At 74.3% G+C, this 15,645-nt stretch carries 13 protein-coding genes; 7 read left to right on the top strand and 6 right to left on the bottom strand.

Annotation, left to right across the window (positions count from 1 at the left end):
* Positions 1-23 precede the first annotated feature (23 nt).
* Complete coding sequence (locus ACLQ2W_RS15965) at positions 24-803, bottom strand: SDR family oxidoreductase (protein WP_281939494.1); 780 nt, start codon at positions 801-803, stop codon at positions 24-26.
* On the bottom strand, positions 800-2,635 hold the full coding sequence (locus tag ACLQ2W_RS15970; RefSeq protein ID WP_425787425.1) for a glycoside hydrolase family 15 protein: 1,836 nt from the start codon (positions 2,633-2,635) through the stop codon (positions 800-802). Before ACLQ2W_RS15970 ends, ACLQ2W_RS15965 begins: the two co-directional genes overlap by 4 nt.
* A gap of 112 nt (positions 2,636-2,747) precedes the next feature.
* Between ACLQ2W_RS15970 and ACLQ2W_RS15975 the strand changes: the two genes are divergently transcribed.
* A complete protein-coding gene (locus ACLQ2W_RS15975) occupies positions 2,748-3,335 on the top strand; it encodes a general stress protein (protein WP_425787104.1) in 588 nt (195 codons plus the stop codon).
* A 54-nt stretch (positions 3,336-3,389) separates the two neighbouring features.
* Here the strand turns inward: ACLQ2W_RS15975 and ACLQ2W_RS15980 are convergent, their stop codons facing one another.
* A complete protein-coding gene (locus tag ACLQ2W_RS15980; RefSeq protein WP_405093498.1) occupies positions 3,390-3,977 on the bottom strand; it encodes a DUF1684 domain-containing protein in 588 nt (195 codons plus the stop codon).
* 122 nt (positions 3,978-4,099) lie between these two features.
* Between ACLQ2W_RS15980 and ACLQ2W_RS15985 the strand changes: the two genes are divergently transcribed.
* Positions 4,100-4,582 (top strand): MarR family winged helix-turn-helix transcriptional regulator, encoded by a 483-nt coding sequence (locus tag ACLQ2W_RS15985; RefSeq protein ID WP_405093497.1) that lies wholly within the window; start codon positions 4,100-4,102, stop codon positions 4,580-4,582.
* 11 nt (positions 4,583-4,593) lie between these two features.
* Complete coding sequence (locus ACLQ2W_RS15990; RefSeq protein WP_281939484.1) at positions 4,594-5,580, top strand: pirin family protein; 987 nt, start codon at positions 4,594-4,596, stop codon at positions 5,578-5,580.
* 62 nt (positions 5,581-5,642) lie between these two features.
* Here ACLQ2W_RS15990 and ACLQ2W_RS15995 read toward each other — a convergent pair whose 3' ends face one another.
* Positions 5,643-5,771: a hypothetical protein gene (locus ACLQ2W_RS15995; RefSeq protein ID WP_255563042.1), complete on the bottom strand. Its 129-nt coding sequence runs from the start codon at positions 5,769-5,771 to the stop codon at positions 5,643-5,645.
* Positions 5,772-5,914: 143 nt separating this feature from the next.
* Between ACLQ2W_RS15995 and ACLQ2W_RS16000 the strand changes: the two genes are divergently transcribed.
* A complete protein-coding gene (locus ACLQ2W_RS16000; protein ID WP_425787105.1) occupies positions 5,915-7,504 on the top strand; it encodes a phospholipase D family protein in 1,590 nt (529 codons plus the stop codon).
* On the opposite strand, the gene ACLQ2W_RS16005 is transcribed toward ACLQ2W_RS16000, so the two are convergent.
* A complete protein-coding gene (locus ACLQ2W_RS16005; protein ID WP_425787106.1) occupies positions 7,453-8,187 on the bottom strand; it encodes a hypothetical protein in 735 nt (244 codons plus the stop codon). The two genes, ACLQ2W_RS16000 and ACLQ2W_RS16005, sit on opposite strands and share 52 nt — an antisense overlap.
* Before the next feature lie 266 nt (positions 8,188-8,453).
* Between ACLQ2W_RS16005 and ACLQ2W_RS16010 the strand changes: the two genes are divergently transcribed.
* Together ACLQ2W_RS16010 and ACLQ2W_RS16015 are read left to right on the top strand one after the other, a co-directional pair.
* A complete protein-coding gene (locus ACLQ2W_RS16010; RefSeq protein ID WP_405093493.1) occupies positions 8,454-9,254 on the top strand; it encodes a SigB/SigF/SigG family RNA polymerase sigma factor in 801 nt (266 codons plus the stop codon).
* Positions 9,255-9,372: 118 nt separating this feature from the next.
* Positions 9,373-12,012, top strand: a complete 2,640-nt coding sequence (locus ACLQ2W_RS16015; RefSeq protein ID WP_425787107.1) for an ATP-dependent RNA helicase — start codon at positions 9,373-9,375, stop codon at positions 12,010-12,012.
* A 6-nt stretch (positions 12,013-12,018) separates the two neighbouring features.
* Here the strand turns inward: ACLQ2W_RS16015 and ACLQ2W_RS16020 are convergent, their stop codons facing one another.
* A complete protein-coding gene (locus ACLQ2W_RS16020) occupies positions 12,019-12,744 on the bottom strand; it encodes a PP2C family protein-serine/threonine phosphatase (RefSeq protein WP_425787108.1) in 726 nt (241 codons plus the stop codon).
* A 218-nt stretch (positions 12,745-12,962) separates the two neighbouring features.
* On the opposite strand from ACLQ2W_RS16020, the gene ACLQ2W_RS16025 reads away from it, so the two are divergent.
* Positions 12,963-15,572 carry a glycoside hydrolase family 9 protein gene (locus ACLQ2W_RS16025; RefSeq protein WP_425787109.1) on the top strand — a complete coding sequence of 870 codons (2,610 nt, stop codon included), beginning with the start codon at positions 12,963-12,965 and terminating at the stop codon, positions 15,570-15,572.
* Positions 15,573-15,645: the final 73 nt, after the last annotated feature.

Genomic DNA, 15,645 nt, shown 5'->3' on the forward strand with positions numbered 1-15,645 from the left:
CGCACCCGGCGCGGCGGCGCCGCTCAGGCGCCCTGGCCCTGGTTCTGCATCAGGCCGCCGTCCATGAAGTACGTCGACCCGGTCACGTAGTCGGCGTCGGCGCTGGCCAGGAACACCGCCAGCTTCGCGATCTCGGCCGGCTCGGCGGCCCGCTTCCACGGGATGCTCTGCACCTGCTCGTGCAGGTACTTCGGGTCGTCGATGGCCTCCTGGTTGAACGGGGTGAGCACCATCCCGGGCCCGATGTTGTTGACGTTCATCCGCATCGGGGCGACCTCCAGGGCCAGGCTCTTGGCCAGCTCCAGCATGCCGCCCTTGCTGGCGTCGTAGTCCGCGCCGCCGGCCCGGGCCACCTCCTGGTGGATCGAGGTGATGTTGATGATCTTTCCGCCGCCGCCGGCGTCCCGGCGGTGCCGGACGAACCGCCGGCAGCAGAAGAACATGCCGTAGAGGTTGGTGCGGATGCACCGGTCCCAGGTCTCGGTGTCCAGGTCGGCCACCGGGATGCCGGAGGCGTCCACGCCGGCGTCGTTCATCAGCACGTCCAGCCGGTCGAACTCGGCCAGCGCCTCGTCGAACATCGCGTCGACCTGGTGCTCGACGCTGATGTCGCCCTGCACCACCACGGCCCGCCCACCGGCCGACTCGATCTCGGCCCGGGTGTGGTTCGCCCCGGCGTGGTCGTGCAGGTAGTGCACCACCACGTCGGCGCCCTCCCGGCCGAACTCGATGGCGGTGGCCTGGCCGATGCCCGAGTCCGAGCCGGTGATCAGGGCGGTCTTGCCCGCCAGCCGTCCGGTCATCCGCGTGCTCCCTCCGTGCGGGCCGCGCCAATCGGCACGGCCGGTCGGTCGTGCGCGAACCGCGCGGCGGCCTCGGTGATCCGGCCGGCGGCGTTGATCAGGCCGATGTGCGAGAACGCCTGCGGGAAGTTCCCGAGCTGCTCGCCGGTGACCTGGTCGATCTGCTCGGCGTACAGGCCGAGGTCGTTCGTGCGCGCGGCGAGCTGCTCGAACAACCGCCGGGCCCGGTCCAGCTCGCCCGCCTCGGCCAGGCAACCGGCCAGCCAGAACGAGCAGATCACGAAGCCGGCCGGGTCACCGTCCCAGCGCCGCAGCAGCCCGTTGTGGGACAGCCGCCGCTCGATCACGTCCATCGTGGCGCGCATCCGCGGATCGTCCGCCGGCAGGAACCCGACAAGCGGCATGACCAGCACCGAGGCGTCCAGGTCGTCGGAGTCGAACGCACCGGTGTACGCACCGACCCGCTCGTTCCAGCCCCGGGTGAGCACCGCCGCCCGGACCTCGTCCCGGGCCGCCGCCCAGCGGGCCACGTCGGACGGGTCGCCGAGCCGCGGCCCGAACCGCACCGCCCGGTCCAGCGCGGTCCAGCACTGCACCTTGGACGAGACGTAGTGCCGCTCGGCGTCGCGCGCCTCCCACATCCCGGCGTCCGGCCGGTGCCAGTCGCGTACCGCCTGGTCGGCGAGCGTGCACAGCAGGTGGCGCACGTCGGGTGACATCGGGTCGAGGTAGTGCCGCATCAGCCAGGCCGCGTCGAGCACCTCGCCCAGCACGTCGTTCTGCCGCTGCCGCCAGGCGTCGTTGCCGACCAGGACCGGCCGGCTGCCGGCGTACCCGGCGAGGTGGTCGAGGTCGTGCTCGGTCAGGTCCCGCTCCCCCTCGACCCCGTACATGATCGGGGCGGGCGCGTCGCCGAGCCGGCCCATCGCCCGGGCCACCCAGGTGAACTGCCGGTCCGCCTCGTCCGGGCAGGCGGCCCGCCAGAGCGCCTGGAGCGTCAGGCTGAAGTCGCGGAGCCAGACGAAACGGTAGTCGTAGTTGCGGTCCCCGCCGAGCTGTTCCGGCAGCGCGGTGGTGGCCGCCGCGACGACCGCGCCGCTCGGCCCGTAGGTCATCCCCTGCACCACGAGCGCGCTGCGCCGGACCAGGTCGCGGTACTCCCCCCGGTAGTCGTGCAGCTCGGCCCAGGACCGCCAGCCGGCGACCGTCCCGGCCACCACCTCGGCGGCGTCGGGCAGCGTCGGCGTCCCACCGGCGTACGTCGGGGCGTACCCGAGGGTGAAGTGGTGGGCGCTGCCGGCGCGGGCGGTGAACCGACCGACGGCGGTCCCGTCGGCGAACGTCAGGCCCACGTCGGCGCGCAGCTCCAGCCGGCACGCGCCGGCGGTGGCCACCACCACCCCGTCGCGCTCGGTGAGGTAGGCGCCGACCCGGCCGTACTCGAACCGCGGCGCGTAGTCCACCCGCATCGGCACCTCGCCGCCGATGCCCTCGACCAGCCGCGCGAGCACCCGCGGCGACCGCAGCCCGACGTCGTGCCCGCGCGCGCCGGGCTCCAGCGCCAACGCGTCGGTGACGGCCACCGTCCCGGTCGGCGTGGTGAAGACGGTACGCAGCACCAGTGCCTCGTCCAGGTAGGACCGGGTGCTGGTGAACTCGCCCTCCGGATGGATGGCCCAGTGCCCGGCGTCGTCGTCCAGCAGCCGCCCGAAGACCGACGGCCCGTCGAACCGGGCCGGACACCACCAGTTGACCGCGCCGGCGGTGTCCACCAGGGCGGCGCTGCGCCCGTCGGCGAGGAAGCCGTGCTCACTGATCCGTCCGGTCCGCACGGTGCTGGCTACCCGGCCTCGCCGTCGCCATGCGTCGCCGGGATCGGTGCCGGCCGGCGCGTTACCGCTCGCCGGTGTCGGGAACGCGGCGGGTTGACGAAGGAGGATGCTCATGACCAGACCCTCGACTCCGACCGCGGCCTGGCGACCCGGAATGCCGGGCAGCGACAACCTCCCGTCCGGCCCGAGCGGTCGCCCGACGCCGCCGAGCGGGGACGGGCACGGGCCGCGGGCCGGCCCGCCGACCGTCACGATCGGCTCGTACCCGGACTATCCGTCCGCCCAACGCGTGGTGGACTATCTGGCCGACAACCGGTTCCCGGTGGAACGGACGTCGATCGTCGGCACCAACCTGACGCTTGTGGAGACCGTGATGGGGCGACTCACCACGGGCCGGGCGGCCCTGCTGGGCGCCGGCACCGGCGCCTGGTTCGGCCTGTTCATCGGGTTGCTCTTCGGCATCTTCACGGCCGGCAACTGGCTGGCGGTGATCCTGGTCGGGCTGGTGATCGGCGCGATCTGGGGTGCCGTGTTCGGCGCGGTCGCGCACGCCATGAGCGGCGGGCAGCGCGACTTCACCTCGGCCAGCTCGCTGCGGGCCAGCCAGTACGCGGTCACCGTGGACGCGGAGCTGGCGGAGCAGGCCCGGCAGATGCTCGGCCGGATGCACCTGACGCCCACCGGGGCCACCGCCCGCTGAGGCGGCCGGCGGCCACCCGCGGGAGGGTCCCGGTCGGGGCCCTCCCGTTCCGCGTCACTCGTGGTACGCCCGCTCCCCGGCGCGCAGCGGCACGTCGAGGCGGTTCTCCGGCGGGGCGAGCGGGCAGGCCCACCGGTCGTCGTAGGCGCAACTCGGGTTGTAGAGGTAGTTGGCGTCCAGCCGGACCCTGTTGCCGGGCAGCACGGTCAGGCCCCGCCCGAACGTGCCCTTCACCGTGTCGGTCAGGTAGCGCCCGCCGCCGTACGACCCGTCGCCGCAGCTCGCGTCGCGCAGCGGCACGAACAGCCCGCCCCCGTACGCGTCGATCCACCACAGGGTGAGCGGCCCCCAGGGCGTCTCGGCGACCGCCACCCGGCGGTAGTCGACCACCCCGTCGGGCCCGCCGGTGTCGATGCTCAGCGCGCCGGTGGCGGGCCGCAACGGCGCCTCCACCACGGCGGCCGGGTCCGGCGGGTACCAGCGCAGTCCGGTGAAGCCGGCCCGGTCGGCGGGTGGCACCGGGCTGCTCGGGTGGCTGCGGAACAGCTCGTCCCGGGCGGCCCGGAACCCGCCCAGGTCGAGGTCGGACAGGTAGAGCCCGGCCACCCGCTCCCGCCAGTCGAGCACGTCGAGGTCATCCATTCCCCGACCCTAGCCGGGCGGTCGCTTCAAATTTCGACCGATCGACTTCCTGTGGACGGGACTGTGCTGACGGCCACGTCGGAGAGACTTGTTTAAATTTTAAATAGTGCTACCTTTGCGGCATGACGGAGAGCCTGGACGCGGAGCGGATGGCCTGCTGGCGGGCCTACATCGAGTCGAGCCAGCGGCTGTTCACCCAGCTGGAGGACGACCTGCGCGCGGCCAGCGAGCTGAGCTTCGCCGACTACCACGTGCTGGTGCTGCTCTCCGAGGCGCCGGGGCAGCGGCTGCGCATGGGCGAGCTGGCCGACCGGCTGGTGTTCTCCCCGAGCCGGCTGACCTACCAGGTCACCTCGATGCAGAAGCGCGGCCTGGTGGCCAAGGAGTCCTGTCCGGCCGACCGGCGCGGCAGCGAGGCCGTGCTCACCGCGGCCGGCCTGCTGGCCCTGCGCGAGGCCGCGCCGCACCACCTGCGCTCCGTGCGCACCCACCTGATCGACGACCTCGACGACGCCGAGGTCGCCTGCCTCACCCGGGTCTTCGAGCGGCTCGGCCGGCGCCTGCGCGCCGACCGCGTCGCGTCGTCCACCCCGGCCGACAAGTAAAGGAGCCCGTGATGCCCGCGATCACCGTCGACGACGTCCTCGTCCTGCCCCGCCTGCCGAAGCTCGACGAGTCCACCAGCTACCGCCCGGTCCGCCGGGTCACCACCGCGCCCAGCGGCTACGAGGGCGAGGGCTTCCCGGTCCGCCGCGCCTTCGCCGGGGTCTCCATGACCGATCTCGACCCGTTCATCCACCTCGACCAGATGGGCGAGGTGGACTACGCGCCGGGTGAGCCGAAGGGCACCTCGTGGCATCCGCACCGGGGCTTCGAGACGGTGACCTACATGATCGACGGGATCATGGACCACCAGGACTCGACAGGTGGCGGCGGCACCATCACCGACGGCGACACCCAGTGGATGACGGCCGGCAGCGGCCTGCTCCACATCGAGGCGCCGCCGGAGCAGCTGGTGATGAGCGGCGGCCTGTTCCACGGTCTCCAGCTCTGGGTCAACCTGCCCCGGGTGGCCAAGATGAGCGCGCCGCGCTACCAGGACATCCGCGGCCGGGAGTCGGCGCTGCTCACCACGCCCGACGGCGGCGGCCTGATCCGGGTGATCGCCGGCGAGATCGCCGGGCACCGGGGGCCGGGCTCGACCCACACGCCGATCACCATCGCGCACGTGACGTTGCAGCCCGGGGCCGAGCTGAGCCTGCCCTGGCGGCCGGACTTCAACGCGCTCGTCTACGTGCTGGCCGGCCGGGGCACGGTCGGCACCGACCGGCAGCCGATCCACCTGGGTCAGCTCGCCGTGCACGGGCCCGGCGACGCGCTGCGGATCACCGCCGACCGGACGCAGGACGGCAACACCCCGGCGCTGGAGCTCTACCTGATGGGCGGCCAGCCGATCCGCGAGCCGGTGGCGCACTACGGCCCGTTCGTGATGAACACCCGGGCCGAGCTGATCCAGGCGGTCGAGGACTTCCAGGCCGGCCGGCTCGGGGTGATCCCGACCGGGCGGTTGCCGCACAGCGACGGTCAGGGTGACCGCCCCTGACCGGGCGGTCAGGGCCGCGGCCCAGGTCGGGCGCTCCGGTTCGCCGGGGCGCCCGACGCGGCTCAGGAGACGGCGAAGATCCCGGCCACCCCGAGGATCACCATCAACAGGACCGCCACCAGCGCACCCCGCTCCCCCTCCACCGCCTGGTCGCGGCCGTCGGTCACGGTGTTCGTCGTCTCGGCGGGCATGTCTGTGCCTCCTTGGGTTTCGCGATCCAGGGGTCCGGGGTACCCCAGGCGCGTACCGCCGCCGACCTGCTGCGTCGTGGTGCGGGGGCCCGTCCGGGGGTCCTACCGTGTGAGGACTGTTGTCGACCTCGGGAGGCTGGAACGTGACCCTGCGGGACTGGTTCCTCACCGCACAGGAACGCGCCAACCCACGGTCTGAGTTACCCGTCTGGACGGATGGAAACCTCGCCGAGCCGCTGATTCACGGATCCGCGTACTTTGACCGGCTGGTCAGCGAGGTGGAGGCGCTGGGCGACGGCGACCACCTGTTCTTCACCGACTGGCGGGGCGACCCGGACGAACGGATGCGCCCCGACGGGCCGACCGTGGCCCAACTGTTCGCGCGGGCCGCCCAGCGCGGGGTGATCGTCAAGGGTCTGCTCTGGCGCTCCCACCTCGACACGCTCTCCTACAGCGAGGCGGAGAACCGCGACCTCAGCGAGACGATCCGCGCCGCCGGCGGCGAGGTGCTGCTCGACCAGCGGGTCCGCCGCGGCGGATCGCACCACCAGAAGCTGGTCGTGCTGCGCCACCCCGACGAGCCGGAACGCGACATCGCGTTCGCCGGCGGCATCGACCTGTGCCACAGCCGGCGCGACGACGCCGCGCACGCCGGCGATCCGCAGCCGGTGGGCATGTCCCCCCGGTACGGCCCCACCCCGCCCTGGCACGACGTGCAGCTCGCGGTGCGCGGCCCGGTGGTCGGCGCGCTGGACACCACGTTCCGCGAGCGGTGGACCGACCCGATGCCGTTGGACTCGGAGAACCCGCTGGCCTACCTGCGGGACCGGCTGCGCGGCTCGGACCTCACCCCGGATCCGCTGCCCGAGCAGCCCGCCGACCCGCCGCCCTGCGGCCCGCACCACATCCAGGTGCTGCGCACCTACCCGGCGGTCCGCCCGCGCTACTCCTTCGCCCCGGACGGCGAGCGCACCGTGGCCCGCGGCTACACCAAGGCGGTCCGCCGGGCCCGCCGGCTGATCTACCTGGAGGACCAGTACCTCTGGTCCACCGAGGTGGCCGAGCTGTTCGCCCAGGCGTTGCGCGAGCACCCGGAGCTGCACCTGGTGGCGGTGGTGCCCCGGCACCCGGACGTGGACGGCAAGTGGGCGCTGCCGCCGAACATGGTGGGCCGGGAGCAGGCGCTCTCGCTCTGTCAGCGGGCCGCCCCGGAGCGGGTGCACGTCTTCGACGTGGAGAACCACGAGGGCACCCCGGTCTACGTGCACGCCAAGGTGTGCGTGGTGGACGACGTCTGGGCCAGCGTGGGCAGCGACAACTTCAACCGCCGCTCCTGGACCCACGACAGCGAGCTGTCCTGCGCGGTGCTCGACGACACCCGCGACGAGCGGGCCCCCGCCGACCCGGCCGGCCTCGGCGACGGCGCCCGGGCCTTCGCCCGGGACCTGCGGCTGCGGCTGTGGCGCGAGCACCTGGACCGGGACCCGGACGGGACGCAGGACGACGACCTGCTGGACCCGGCGGACGCGGTGGCGGCGATCACCGCGGCGGCGGACGCGCTGGACCGCTGGCACGACGGCGGCCGCGTCGGTCCCCGCCCGCCCGGCCGGTTGCGGCCGCACCGTCCCGAGCGACTGCCCTGGCGTACGCGGATCTGGGCGCTGCCCGCGTACCGGCTGGTCTACGACCCGGACGGCAGACCGCTGCGGGCCCGACGCGCCGGCACCTGGTGACGTGCCGCCGGCTCGCCCGGCGCACCCGGCCGGGCCGGGTAGGCGAAGGACACCCGGGGCGAGTAGAACCCCCAGCAGACGTCCAGCGGGTTGGCCGGGCGTAGCGCGTGGACCGGATGGTCGGGCGCCAGGAACTCCACCGACTCGACCTCGAACGGCGACACCGGCTCGGCCACGTACGGGTAGTCGGTGACGATCAGCTCCCCGTGGTGGCGGGTGAGGTAGCGGTGGTGGCCGCTGCGCGCGTCGGTGCCGGTGTGCCCGACGCGGGCGGTGACCCGGATCAGCGGGCGGTCGTCGACCCAGGTCTCGGCCGTGAGCCACCCGCCCCGCAGGTCGAGCCGGGTCGTCCCGTCGGCGGCCGGGGCGCCGCGCGCGGCGGCGTACTGCCGGACGCGGTTGCTGGAGGCCAGGTAGTGCGTCCACCAGCCACCGGGGGTCTCCCGGTCCGGCGGCTCCATGTCCGCCAGGGAGACGCCCAGGTAGGTCAGCGAGTAGGCCCCGAAGCCGGAGGTCTGCGTGTCGTCGTCGACCACGTACTGGTTGAGGAAGACCTGCCGCTGCGGATGCGGGCGGAGCCCGGTCGGCACCAGCGCCTCGGCCGCGCCCGGGTCCGCCGGGAGCCAACTGAACAGCAGCGTCCGGGCGTTGATGACGAGTTGCGGCGCGGCGGGATCGAGCACGGTGCCTCCGTAGACGTGTCCCCACGGACGCTACGGGCGGTCTCATTGGCGGGACAACGACAGAAAGTCGACACTCCGTCCCGGCGATTCGGGCGGACTATGGCCCGATAAGAACCTTTCCTACCCCGATACACCGTAAGTGCATCGTACTTTCGGCTGGATTTCTGTTAGCCGATCAGGCTAGTGTTGCTCCCGAACGGACTACTTAAACCTAAACCACAGCGTCTCTTCTTTTTCTCCGCGGACGAGGTGCAGGGAGGACCACCATGACCGCCCCGACGACCAAGGCACCCGCGAAGCTCGACCCCCGCTCACTCACCGACAGCGCCGCCAATCTGCTCGACGCGATGGTCGCGCTGCCCCCGAACCACCCCTCGCGGGCCGCCCTGCGCGACCGCGCCATCGAGGCCTGGCTCCCGCTGGCCAACCACCTCGCCCACCGTTACAGCGGCCGGGGCGAGCCCACCGACGACCTGGCACAGACCGCGGCGATCGGGCTGATCAAGGCGATCGACAAGTTCGACCCGTCCCGCGGCGTCGACTTCGCCGGCTACGCCATCCCGACCATCATCGGTGAACTCAAGCGCCACTTCCGCGACCGCACCTGGGACATCCGGGTGCCGCGCCGGCTCCAGGAGCTGCGCCTGGCGATCTCCGACGCCAACAGCACCCTGCTCCAGACGCTCGGCCGGTCGCCGACGGTCGCCGACATCGCCGCCCACCTCAAGGTCACCGAGGAAGAGGTGCTGGAGGGCCTGGAAGGCGCCCGCGCCTACAACGCGGTGTCGCTGTCCACCCCCACCGGTGACGGCGAGCGCGCCACCGAGCTGGGCGACCTGCTCGGCGGCGAGGACGGCGAGTTCGAGCTGGCCGAGATGCGGGTCGCGCTCGGCCCGGCGCTGGCCACGCTCGACCAGCGCGAGCAGCGGATCCTCACGCTGCGCTTCTACGGCAACCTGACCCAGTCGCAGATCGCCGAGCAGATCGGCGTCTCGCAGATGCACGTGTCCCGGCTGCTGGCGCGGGCGCTGACCAAGCTGCGCGGCCAGCTCCACGGCACGTACTAGCGGCTCTCGGCCCGGTCGGCGATGCGCCGGCCGGGCCGTTCCGTGCCCGGAACAAGCACGGGCCCCCTGTGAACAGGGGGCCCGTGCTTGTTCCGGGGGTGGGTGCGAGAGTGGGGGCGTGCTCGCCGACGTTCCTCTCGACCTGCCGGTCCGGCCGGTGCTGCCGGCGCTCGTCGAGGCGCTGCGCGCGGCGGGCGCCGGGGTGCTGGTGGCGCCGCCGGGCACCGGCAAGACCACGACCGCGCCGCTGGCGGTCGCCGACGCGGTCACCGGGCGGGTGGTGATCGCCCAGCCCCGGCGGGTGGCCGCCCGCGCCGCCGCGCACCGGATGGCCGCCCTGCTCGGCGAGCGGGTCGGCGACCGGATCGGGTACGCGGTCCGGGGCGAGCGCCGGAGCGGGCCCCGGACCCGGGTCGAGGTGGTCACCACCGGCCTGCTGGTACGCCGGCTGCACCAGGACCCGGAGCTGCCCGGGGTGGACGCGGTCCTGCTGGACGAGTGTCACGAGCGGCAACTCGACGCCGACCTGGCGTTGGCGTTCAGCGTGGAGGCCCGGGCCACCCTGCGTCCGGACCTCTGGCTGCTGGCGATGTCGGCGACCCCGCAGGCGGACCGGTTCGCCGCGCTGCTCGGCGGCGGCGTGCCCGCCCCGGTCGTCCGTGCCGAGGCCGCGTTGCACCCGGTCGACCGGGTGTGGGCGCCACCGCCGCGCCCGATCGCCCCACCCGGCGCGGGCCGGGTGGACCCGGCGCTGCTGGACCACGTGGCCGCCACGGTGCGCCGGGCGCTGCGCGAGCGGGTCGGCGACGTGCTGGTCTTCCTGCCCGGGGCGGGCGAGATCGCGGCCGTCGCCGGGCGACTGGCCGACCTGCGCGACACGGTCGCCGTGCTGCCGCTGCACGGCCGGCTCTCCGGCGCCGCCCAGGACGCCGCGCTGGCCCCACCGTCCGGCCGAGGAACCGCCCACCCGGGAACCGTCCGGCGGCGGGTCGTGCTGGCCACCGCGGTGGCGGAGAGCAGCCTGACCGTGCCGGGGGTGCGGGTGGTGGTGGACGCCGGGCTGAGCCGGGTACCGCGCACCGACCTGGCCCGTGGGCTGGGCGCGCTGGTCACCGTGCCGGTGTCCCGGGCGGCGGCCACCCAGCGGGCCGGCCGGGCCGGGCGGGAGGCCCCGGGTGCGGTCTACCGCTGCTGGTCGGAGGCGACGCACGCCCGGCTCGCCCCGCAGCCCGAACCGGAGATCGCCACCGCCGACCTGACCGGGTTCGCGCTGGAGCTGGCCGCCTGGGGCACGTGGGACGGCAGCGGCCTGGCGCTGCCCGATCCGCCGCCGCCGGCCGCGCTGGCCGTGGCCCGGGAGACCCTGGGCACGCTCGGCGCGGTCGACGCCGACGGCCGGATCACGTCCCGGGGGCGGGCGATCGCGTCGGTCGGCGCCCATCCCCGGCTGGCCCGGGCGTTGCTCGACGGCGCGCGGCGGGTCGGCGCCGACCGGGCGGCCGAGGTGGTGGCGGTGCTCGCCGACGAGTCGTCGGGCGGCGTGGGGGACGACCTGCCGGCCCGGTGGCGCCGACTGCGCGCCGGCACCGACCCGGCCGCCACCGCCCGGTGGCGCGCCGAGGTACGCCGGCTGCGCGCCGCCCTGCCCGCCCGCACCGCCGACAGCCGGCCGGAGCCCGGAGCGCCGACCGGCCAACCACCGCACCGGCCCGCCGGAGACACCGGCGGCCGGCCGGAACAGCCCGGACAGACAGCCGGCGGCCGGCCGGAGCGCCTGCCGGACGATCTGGCCGCCGGGCTGCTGGCCGGCTTGGCGTACCCGGAACGGTTGGCCCGGGTGCGGCGGCCCGGCGGGTCCGCGTACCTGATGGCCGGTGGCACCGCCGCGGAGCTGGCGGCGGGGTCGGGGCTGGCCGGGTCGACGTGGCTGGCCGTCGCGGTCGCCGACCGCTCCCCCGGCGCGCCGGCCGCCCGGGTCCGGCTGGCCGCGCCGGTCGACGAGGCGACCGCGCGGGAGGCCGGCGCGGCGCTGCTGCGCGACGGGCGGGAGGTCGCCTGGTCCGGCGGCGGGGTGGTGGCCCGGGAGGTGGTCCGTCTCGGCGCGATCGAGCTGGTCGACCGGCCGCTCGCCGCGCCCGAGCCGGAGCTGGTCGCGGCGGCGGTGCTGGACGGGCTGCGGCAGGAGGGCGCGGGGCTGCTGCGCTGGACGCCGGAGGCGACCGCGCTGCGCCACCGGCTGGCCTTCTGCCGGCAGGCGCTCGGCGACGACTGGCCGGACGTGTCGGACGCCGCGTTGCTCGCCGCCGCGCCCGGCTGGCTCGGGCCGGAGCTGGGCCGGGCGCGCCGCCGGGCCGACCTGGCCCGCGTCGACGTGACCACGGCGCTACGCCGGCTGCTCGACTGGCGGCAGGCGGCCCGGCTGGACGAGCTGGCGCCGGAGCGGCTGCCGGTGCCGAGCGGCTCGCGGATCCGGGTGGACTACGCCGATGCGGCAGCGCCGGTGCTCGCGGTCAAGCTCCAGGAGACGTTCGGTTGGCGGGACGTGCCCCGGATCGCCGACGGGCGGGTGCCGGTGCTGCTGCACCTGCTCTCGCCGGCCGGACGGCCGGTGGCGGTCACCGCGGACCTGGCCTCGTTCTGGCGGAACGGCTATCCGCAGGTGCGGGCGGAGCTGCGCGGGCGCTACCCGCGACACCCGTGGCCGGAGGACCCGACGACGGCCGAGCCGACTCGCCGGGCCAGCCCGCGCCGACGCTGACCGGGCTCACTCCTCGACGACGTCGGCGATCACCACGGTGATGTTGTCCGGCCCGCCGGCGCGCAGCGCGAGGTCGATGAGCCGGGCCGCGCAGGCGTCCCGGTCCAGGCCCTCGCCGAGCACCTCGGTGAGGGTGTCGGCGCGGACCACGTTGGAGAGGCCGTCGCTGCACAGCAGCCAGCGGTCACCGGCCCGGGGCACCATGGTGGCGTACGCCGGGGAGACCTGCTCGCCCTGCAACGCCTGGGTCACCACGGCGCGCCGGGGGTGGCTGCTCGCCTGGTCGGGGGTGATCAGGCCCTGGTCGACGAGCATCTGCACGAACGTGTCGTCGCGGGTGACCTGCTTGAGCACGCCGTCGCGGAACAGGTAGGCCCGGGAGTCGCCGACGTGTGCCAGCGCCAGGCAGCTTCCGGTGCGGGCGAACAGCAACGCGGTCAGCGTGGTGCCCATGCCCTGGCGTTCCGGGTCCTCCTCGACCGCCCGGCGGATGCCCGCGGTGGCCCGCTCGATGGCGCCCTGGAGCGCGGCGACCAGCGCGTCCTCCGGGGTCTCCACGTCCAGCGGGGCGATCGCGTCGATCGCGATGCGGCTGGCCAGGTCGCCGGCCGCCATGCCGCCCATGCCGTCGGCGACCGCGACCAGCCAGGGGCCGGCGTGCTGGGCGTCCTGGTTGCCGCTGCGGATCAGCCCACGGTCGCTCGCTCCGACGGAACGAAGCTTCAGGGTCATGGGACGCAGCCTGCCAGGTTGAGGGCTCGGTTGTCTCTAGGAGATCACCACCATCGTACGTGGCGCGGTGAATCTCACTGCGCGTGGGCGCACGCCCGCCATCGGACCGGATCGATTGACAGCGACGGAACGCGATGGAAACATCGGCCTGATATTGGGAGCGCTCCCAGCTCCCGTCGCTCCCCCACCGTCACCCCTGAGCACGGAAGGAACCCTCCGTGACCCGTTCCCGTCGTCGGCTGGTCGCGCTCGCCGCGACCGCCACCCTGGCGCTCACCGGCCTCACCGCCGGCCCGGCCCTTGCCGAGGTGCCGCCGGACGCCCCCGAACAACTCCGCAACGGCGACTTCAGCGCCGGCGTCTCCCCCTGGTTCTCCTACGGCACCGGTGAGCTGGCGGTCACCGACGGCCGGCTCTGCACCACGGTCGCCGCCGGCACGGCCAACCCCTGGGACGCCGGCATCGGCCAGGACGCGGTGCCGCTGATCTCCGGCGCCGAGTACGAACTCTCCTTCGACGTCTCCGCCACCCCCGGGGCGGCGCTCAAGGCGGTGCTCCAGCTCGGCAGCGCCCCGTACACCACGTACGCCAGCGTGGACGCCACCGCCACCGGCACCGCGAAGCACGTCACCACCACGTTCACCGCGCCGGCCGACAACGCCGGCGCGCAGCTCATCTTCCAGGTCGGCGGCAGCGCGCAGGCGCAGACGTTCTGCCTCGACAACGTGTCGCTGCGCGGCGGCGAGGCGGCCCCGCCGTACGAGCCGGACACCGGCCCCCGGGTCCGGGTCAACCAGGTCGGCTACCTGCCCGGCGGCCCGAAGCACGCCACCGTGGTCACCGAGGCCACCGGGGCGCTGCCCTGGCAGCTCACGTCCGCCGCCGGGGCCGTGGTGGCCAGCGGCGAGAGCACGCCGCGCGGCGTGGACGAGGCGTCGGCGCAGAACGTGCAGACCGTCGACTTCTCCGCGTACCGCACGCCCGGAACCGGCTACACGCTGACCGTCGACGGGGAGACCAGCCACCCGTTCGACATCTCCGGCACGGTCTACGACCGGCTGCGCGCGGACTCGCTCCAGTTCTTCTACGCCCAGCGCAGCGGCATCGCGATCGACGGCGACCTGATCGGCGACGAGTACGCCCGCCCCGCCGGCCACCTCGACGTCGCCCCCAACAAGGGCGACACCGACGTGCCCTGCCAGCCCGGCGTCTGCGACTACAAGCTGGACGTGCGCGGCGGCTGGTACGACGCCGGCGACCACGGCAAGTACGTGGTCAACGGCGGCATCGCCACCTACCAGCTCCTCAACACGTTCGAGCGCACCAAGACCGCGGAGACCGCCGACGGCGGCGCGGCGCTCGGCGACGCCACGCTGCGGGTGCCCGAGCGCGGCAACGACGTGCCGGACGTGCTCGACGAGGCCCGCTGGGAGCTGGACTTCCTGCTGCGCATGCAGGTGCCGGCCGGCAAGCCGCTGGCCGGGATGGTCCACCACAAGATCCACGACCAGAACTGGACCGGCCTCCCGCTCGCCCCGCAGGACGACCCGCAGGTGCGTGAGCTGCACCCGCCGTCCACCGCGGCCACGCTCAACCTGGCCGCCGTCGCCGCCCAGTGCGCGCGGCTGTTCGCCCCGTACGACGCCGCGTACGCGACCCGCTGCGGCACGGCCGCGAAGACCGCGTACGCGGCGGCCAAGGCGCACCCGGCGATCTACGCCTCGGCCAGCGACGGCACCGGCGGTGGCGCGTACGAGGACAACAACGTCACCGACGAGTTCTACTGGGCCGCGGCCGAGCTGTGGCTGACCACCGGCGACAAGGCGTACCTCGCCGACGTCACCGGCTCGCCGCTGCACACCGCCGACGTGTTCACCCCCAACGGCGCGTTCGGCTGGCAGAGCGTGGCCGCGCTGGGCCGGCTCGACCTGGCCACCGTGCCGAACACGCTGCCGGCGGCGGAGAAGACCCGCATCCGCGCGTCGATCACCGCCGCCGCGGACCGCTACCTGGCCACGATCGCCGACCAGGCGTACGGGCTGCCGATGCCCGGCACCGCCGACGCGTACGTCTGGGGCAGCAACAGCAACATCGTGAACAACACGATCGTGCTGGCCACCGCGTTCGACCTGAGCCGGAACGCGAAGTACCGGGACGGCGCGGTGCAGGCCGCCGACTACCTGTTCGGCCGCAACGCGCTGAACATGTCCTACGTGACCGGTTGGGGCGAGCAGAACGCGCACAACCAGCACAGCCGGATCTTCGGCCACCAGCTCAACCCGGACCTGCCGACCCCGCCGGCCGGCTCGCTCGCCGGCGGCCCGAACGCCGCGCTCCAGGACCCGTACGCGGCGAACCTGCTCGCCGGCTGCGCGCCGATGTTCTGCTACGTCGACGACATCAACTCGTACGCGACCAACGAGGTGGCGATCAACTGGAACTCGGCGCTGGCCTGGCTCGCCTCGTTCCTGGCCGACCAGGGTGACGCGGCGGCGGTGCCGGCGCCCACCTGCGCGGTCACCTACACCACCCACGGGAGCTGGCCGGCCGGCTTCACCACCCAGGTGACGGTGCGCAACACCGGCACGTCGGCGGTGAACGGATGGAGCCTGCGCTGGGCCTTCACCGGCGACCAGAAGGTGACCCACGCCTGGTCGGCGCAGGTCGCCCAGAGCGGCGCCACGGTGACCGCGAAGAACCTGGCGTGGAACGCCAAACTGGCACCGGGCGCGTCCACCACGTTCGGCCTGAACGGCACCTCCGCCGGCGCCCCCAACCCCGATCCCACCCTGATCACCCTGAACGGGAAGGCCTGCACCGTCTCCTGACCCGTTCCCGTTCCCGTCCCCGTCCCCGCGACCGTGCGGTGGCGGCGCCCGCCCGGCGTCGTCACCGCCCGGT

It is taken from the genome of Micromonospora sp. DT227 (genome assembly GCF_049841835.1).
Lineage (GTDB): Bacteria > Actinomycetota > Actinomycetes > Mycobacteriales > Micromonosporaceae > Micromonospora.

Excerpts from the sequence above, each read along its gene's own strand:
- ACLQ2W_RS15975 (WP_425787104.1), top strand. The coding sequence starts at position 2,748 with ATGACCAGACCCTCGACTCCGACCGCGGCCTGGCGACCCGGAATGCCG.
- ACLQ2W_RS15980 (WP_405093498.1), bottom strand. The coding sequence starts at position 3,977 with ATGGATGACCTCGACGTGCTCGACTGGCGGGAGCGGGTGGCCGGGCTC.
- ACLQ2W_RS15985 (WP_405093497.1), top strand. The coding sequence starts at position 4,100 with ATGACGGAGAGCCTGGACGCGGAGCGGATGGCCTGCTGGCGGGCCTAC.
- ACLQ2W_RS15995 (WP_255563042.1), bottom strand. The coding sequence starts at position 5,771 with ATGCCCGCCGAGACGACGAACACCGTGACCGACGGCCGCGACCAGGCG.
- ACLQ2W_RS16010 (WP_405093493.1), top strand. The coding sequence starts at position 8,454 with ATGACCGCCCCGACGACCAAGGCACCCGCGAAGCTCGACCCCCGCTCA.
- ACLQ2W_RS15965 (WP_281939494.1), bottom strand. The coding sequence starts at position 803 with ATGACCGGACGGCTGGCGGGCAAGACCGCCCTGATCACCGGCTCGGAC.
- ACLQ2W_RS16020 (WP_425787108.1), bottom strand. The coding sequence starts at position 12,744 with ATGACCCTGAAGCTTCGTTCCGTCGGAGCGAGCGACCGTGGGCTGATC.
- ACLQ2W_RS15990 (WP_281939484.1), top strand. The coding sequence starts at position 4,594 with ATGCCCGCGATCACCGTCGACGACGTCCTCGTCCTGCCCCGCCTGCCG.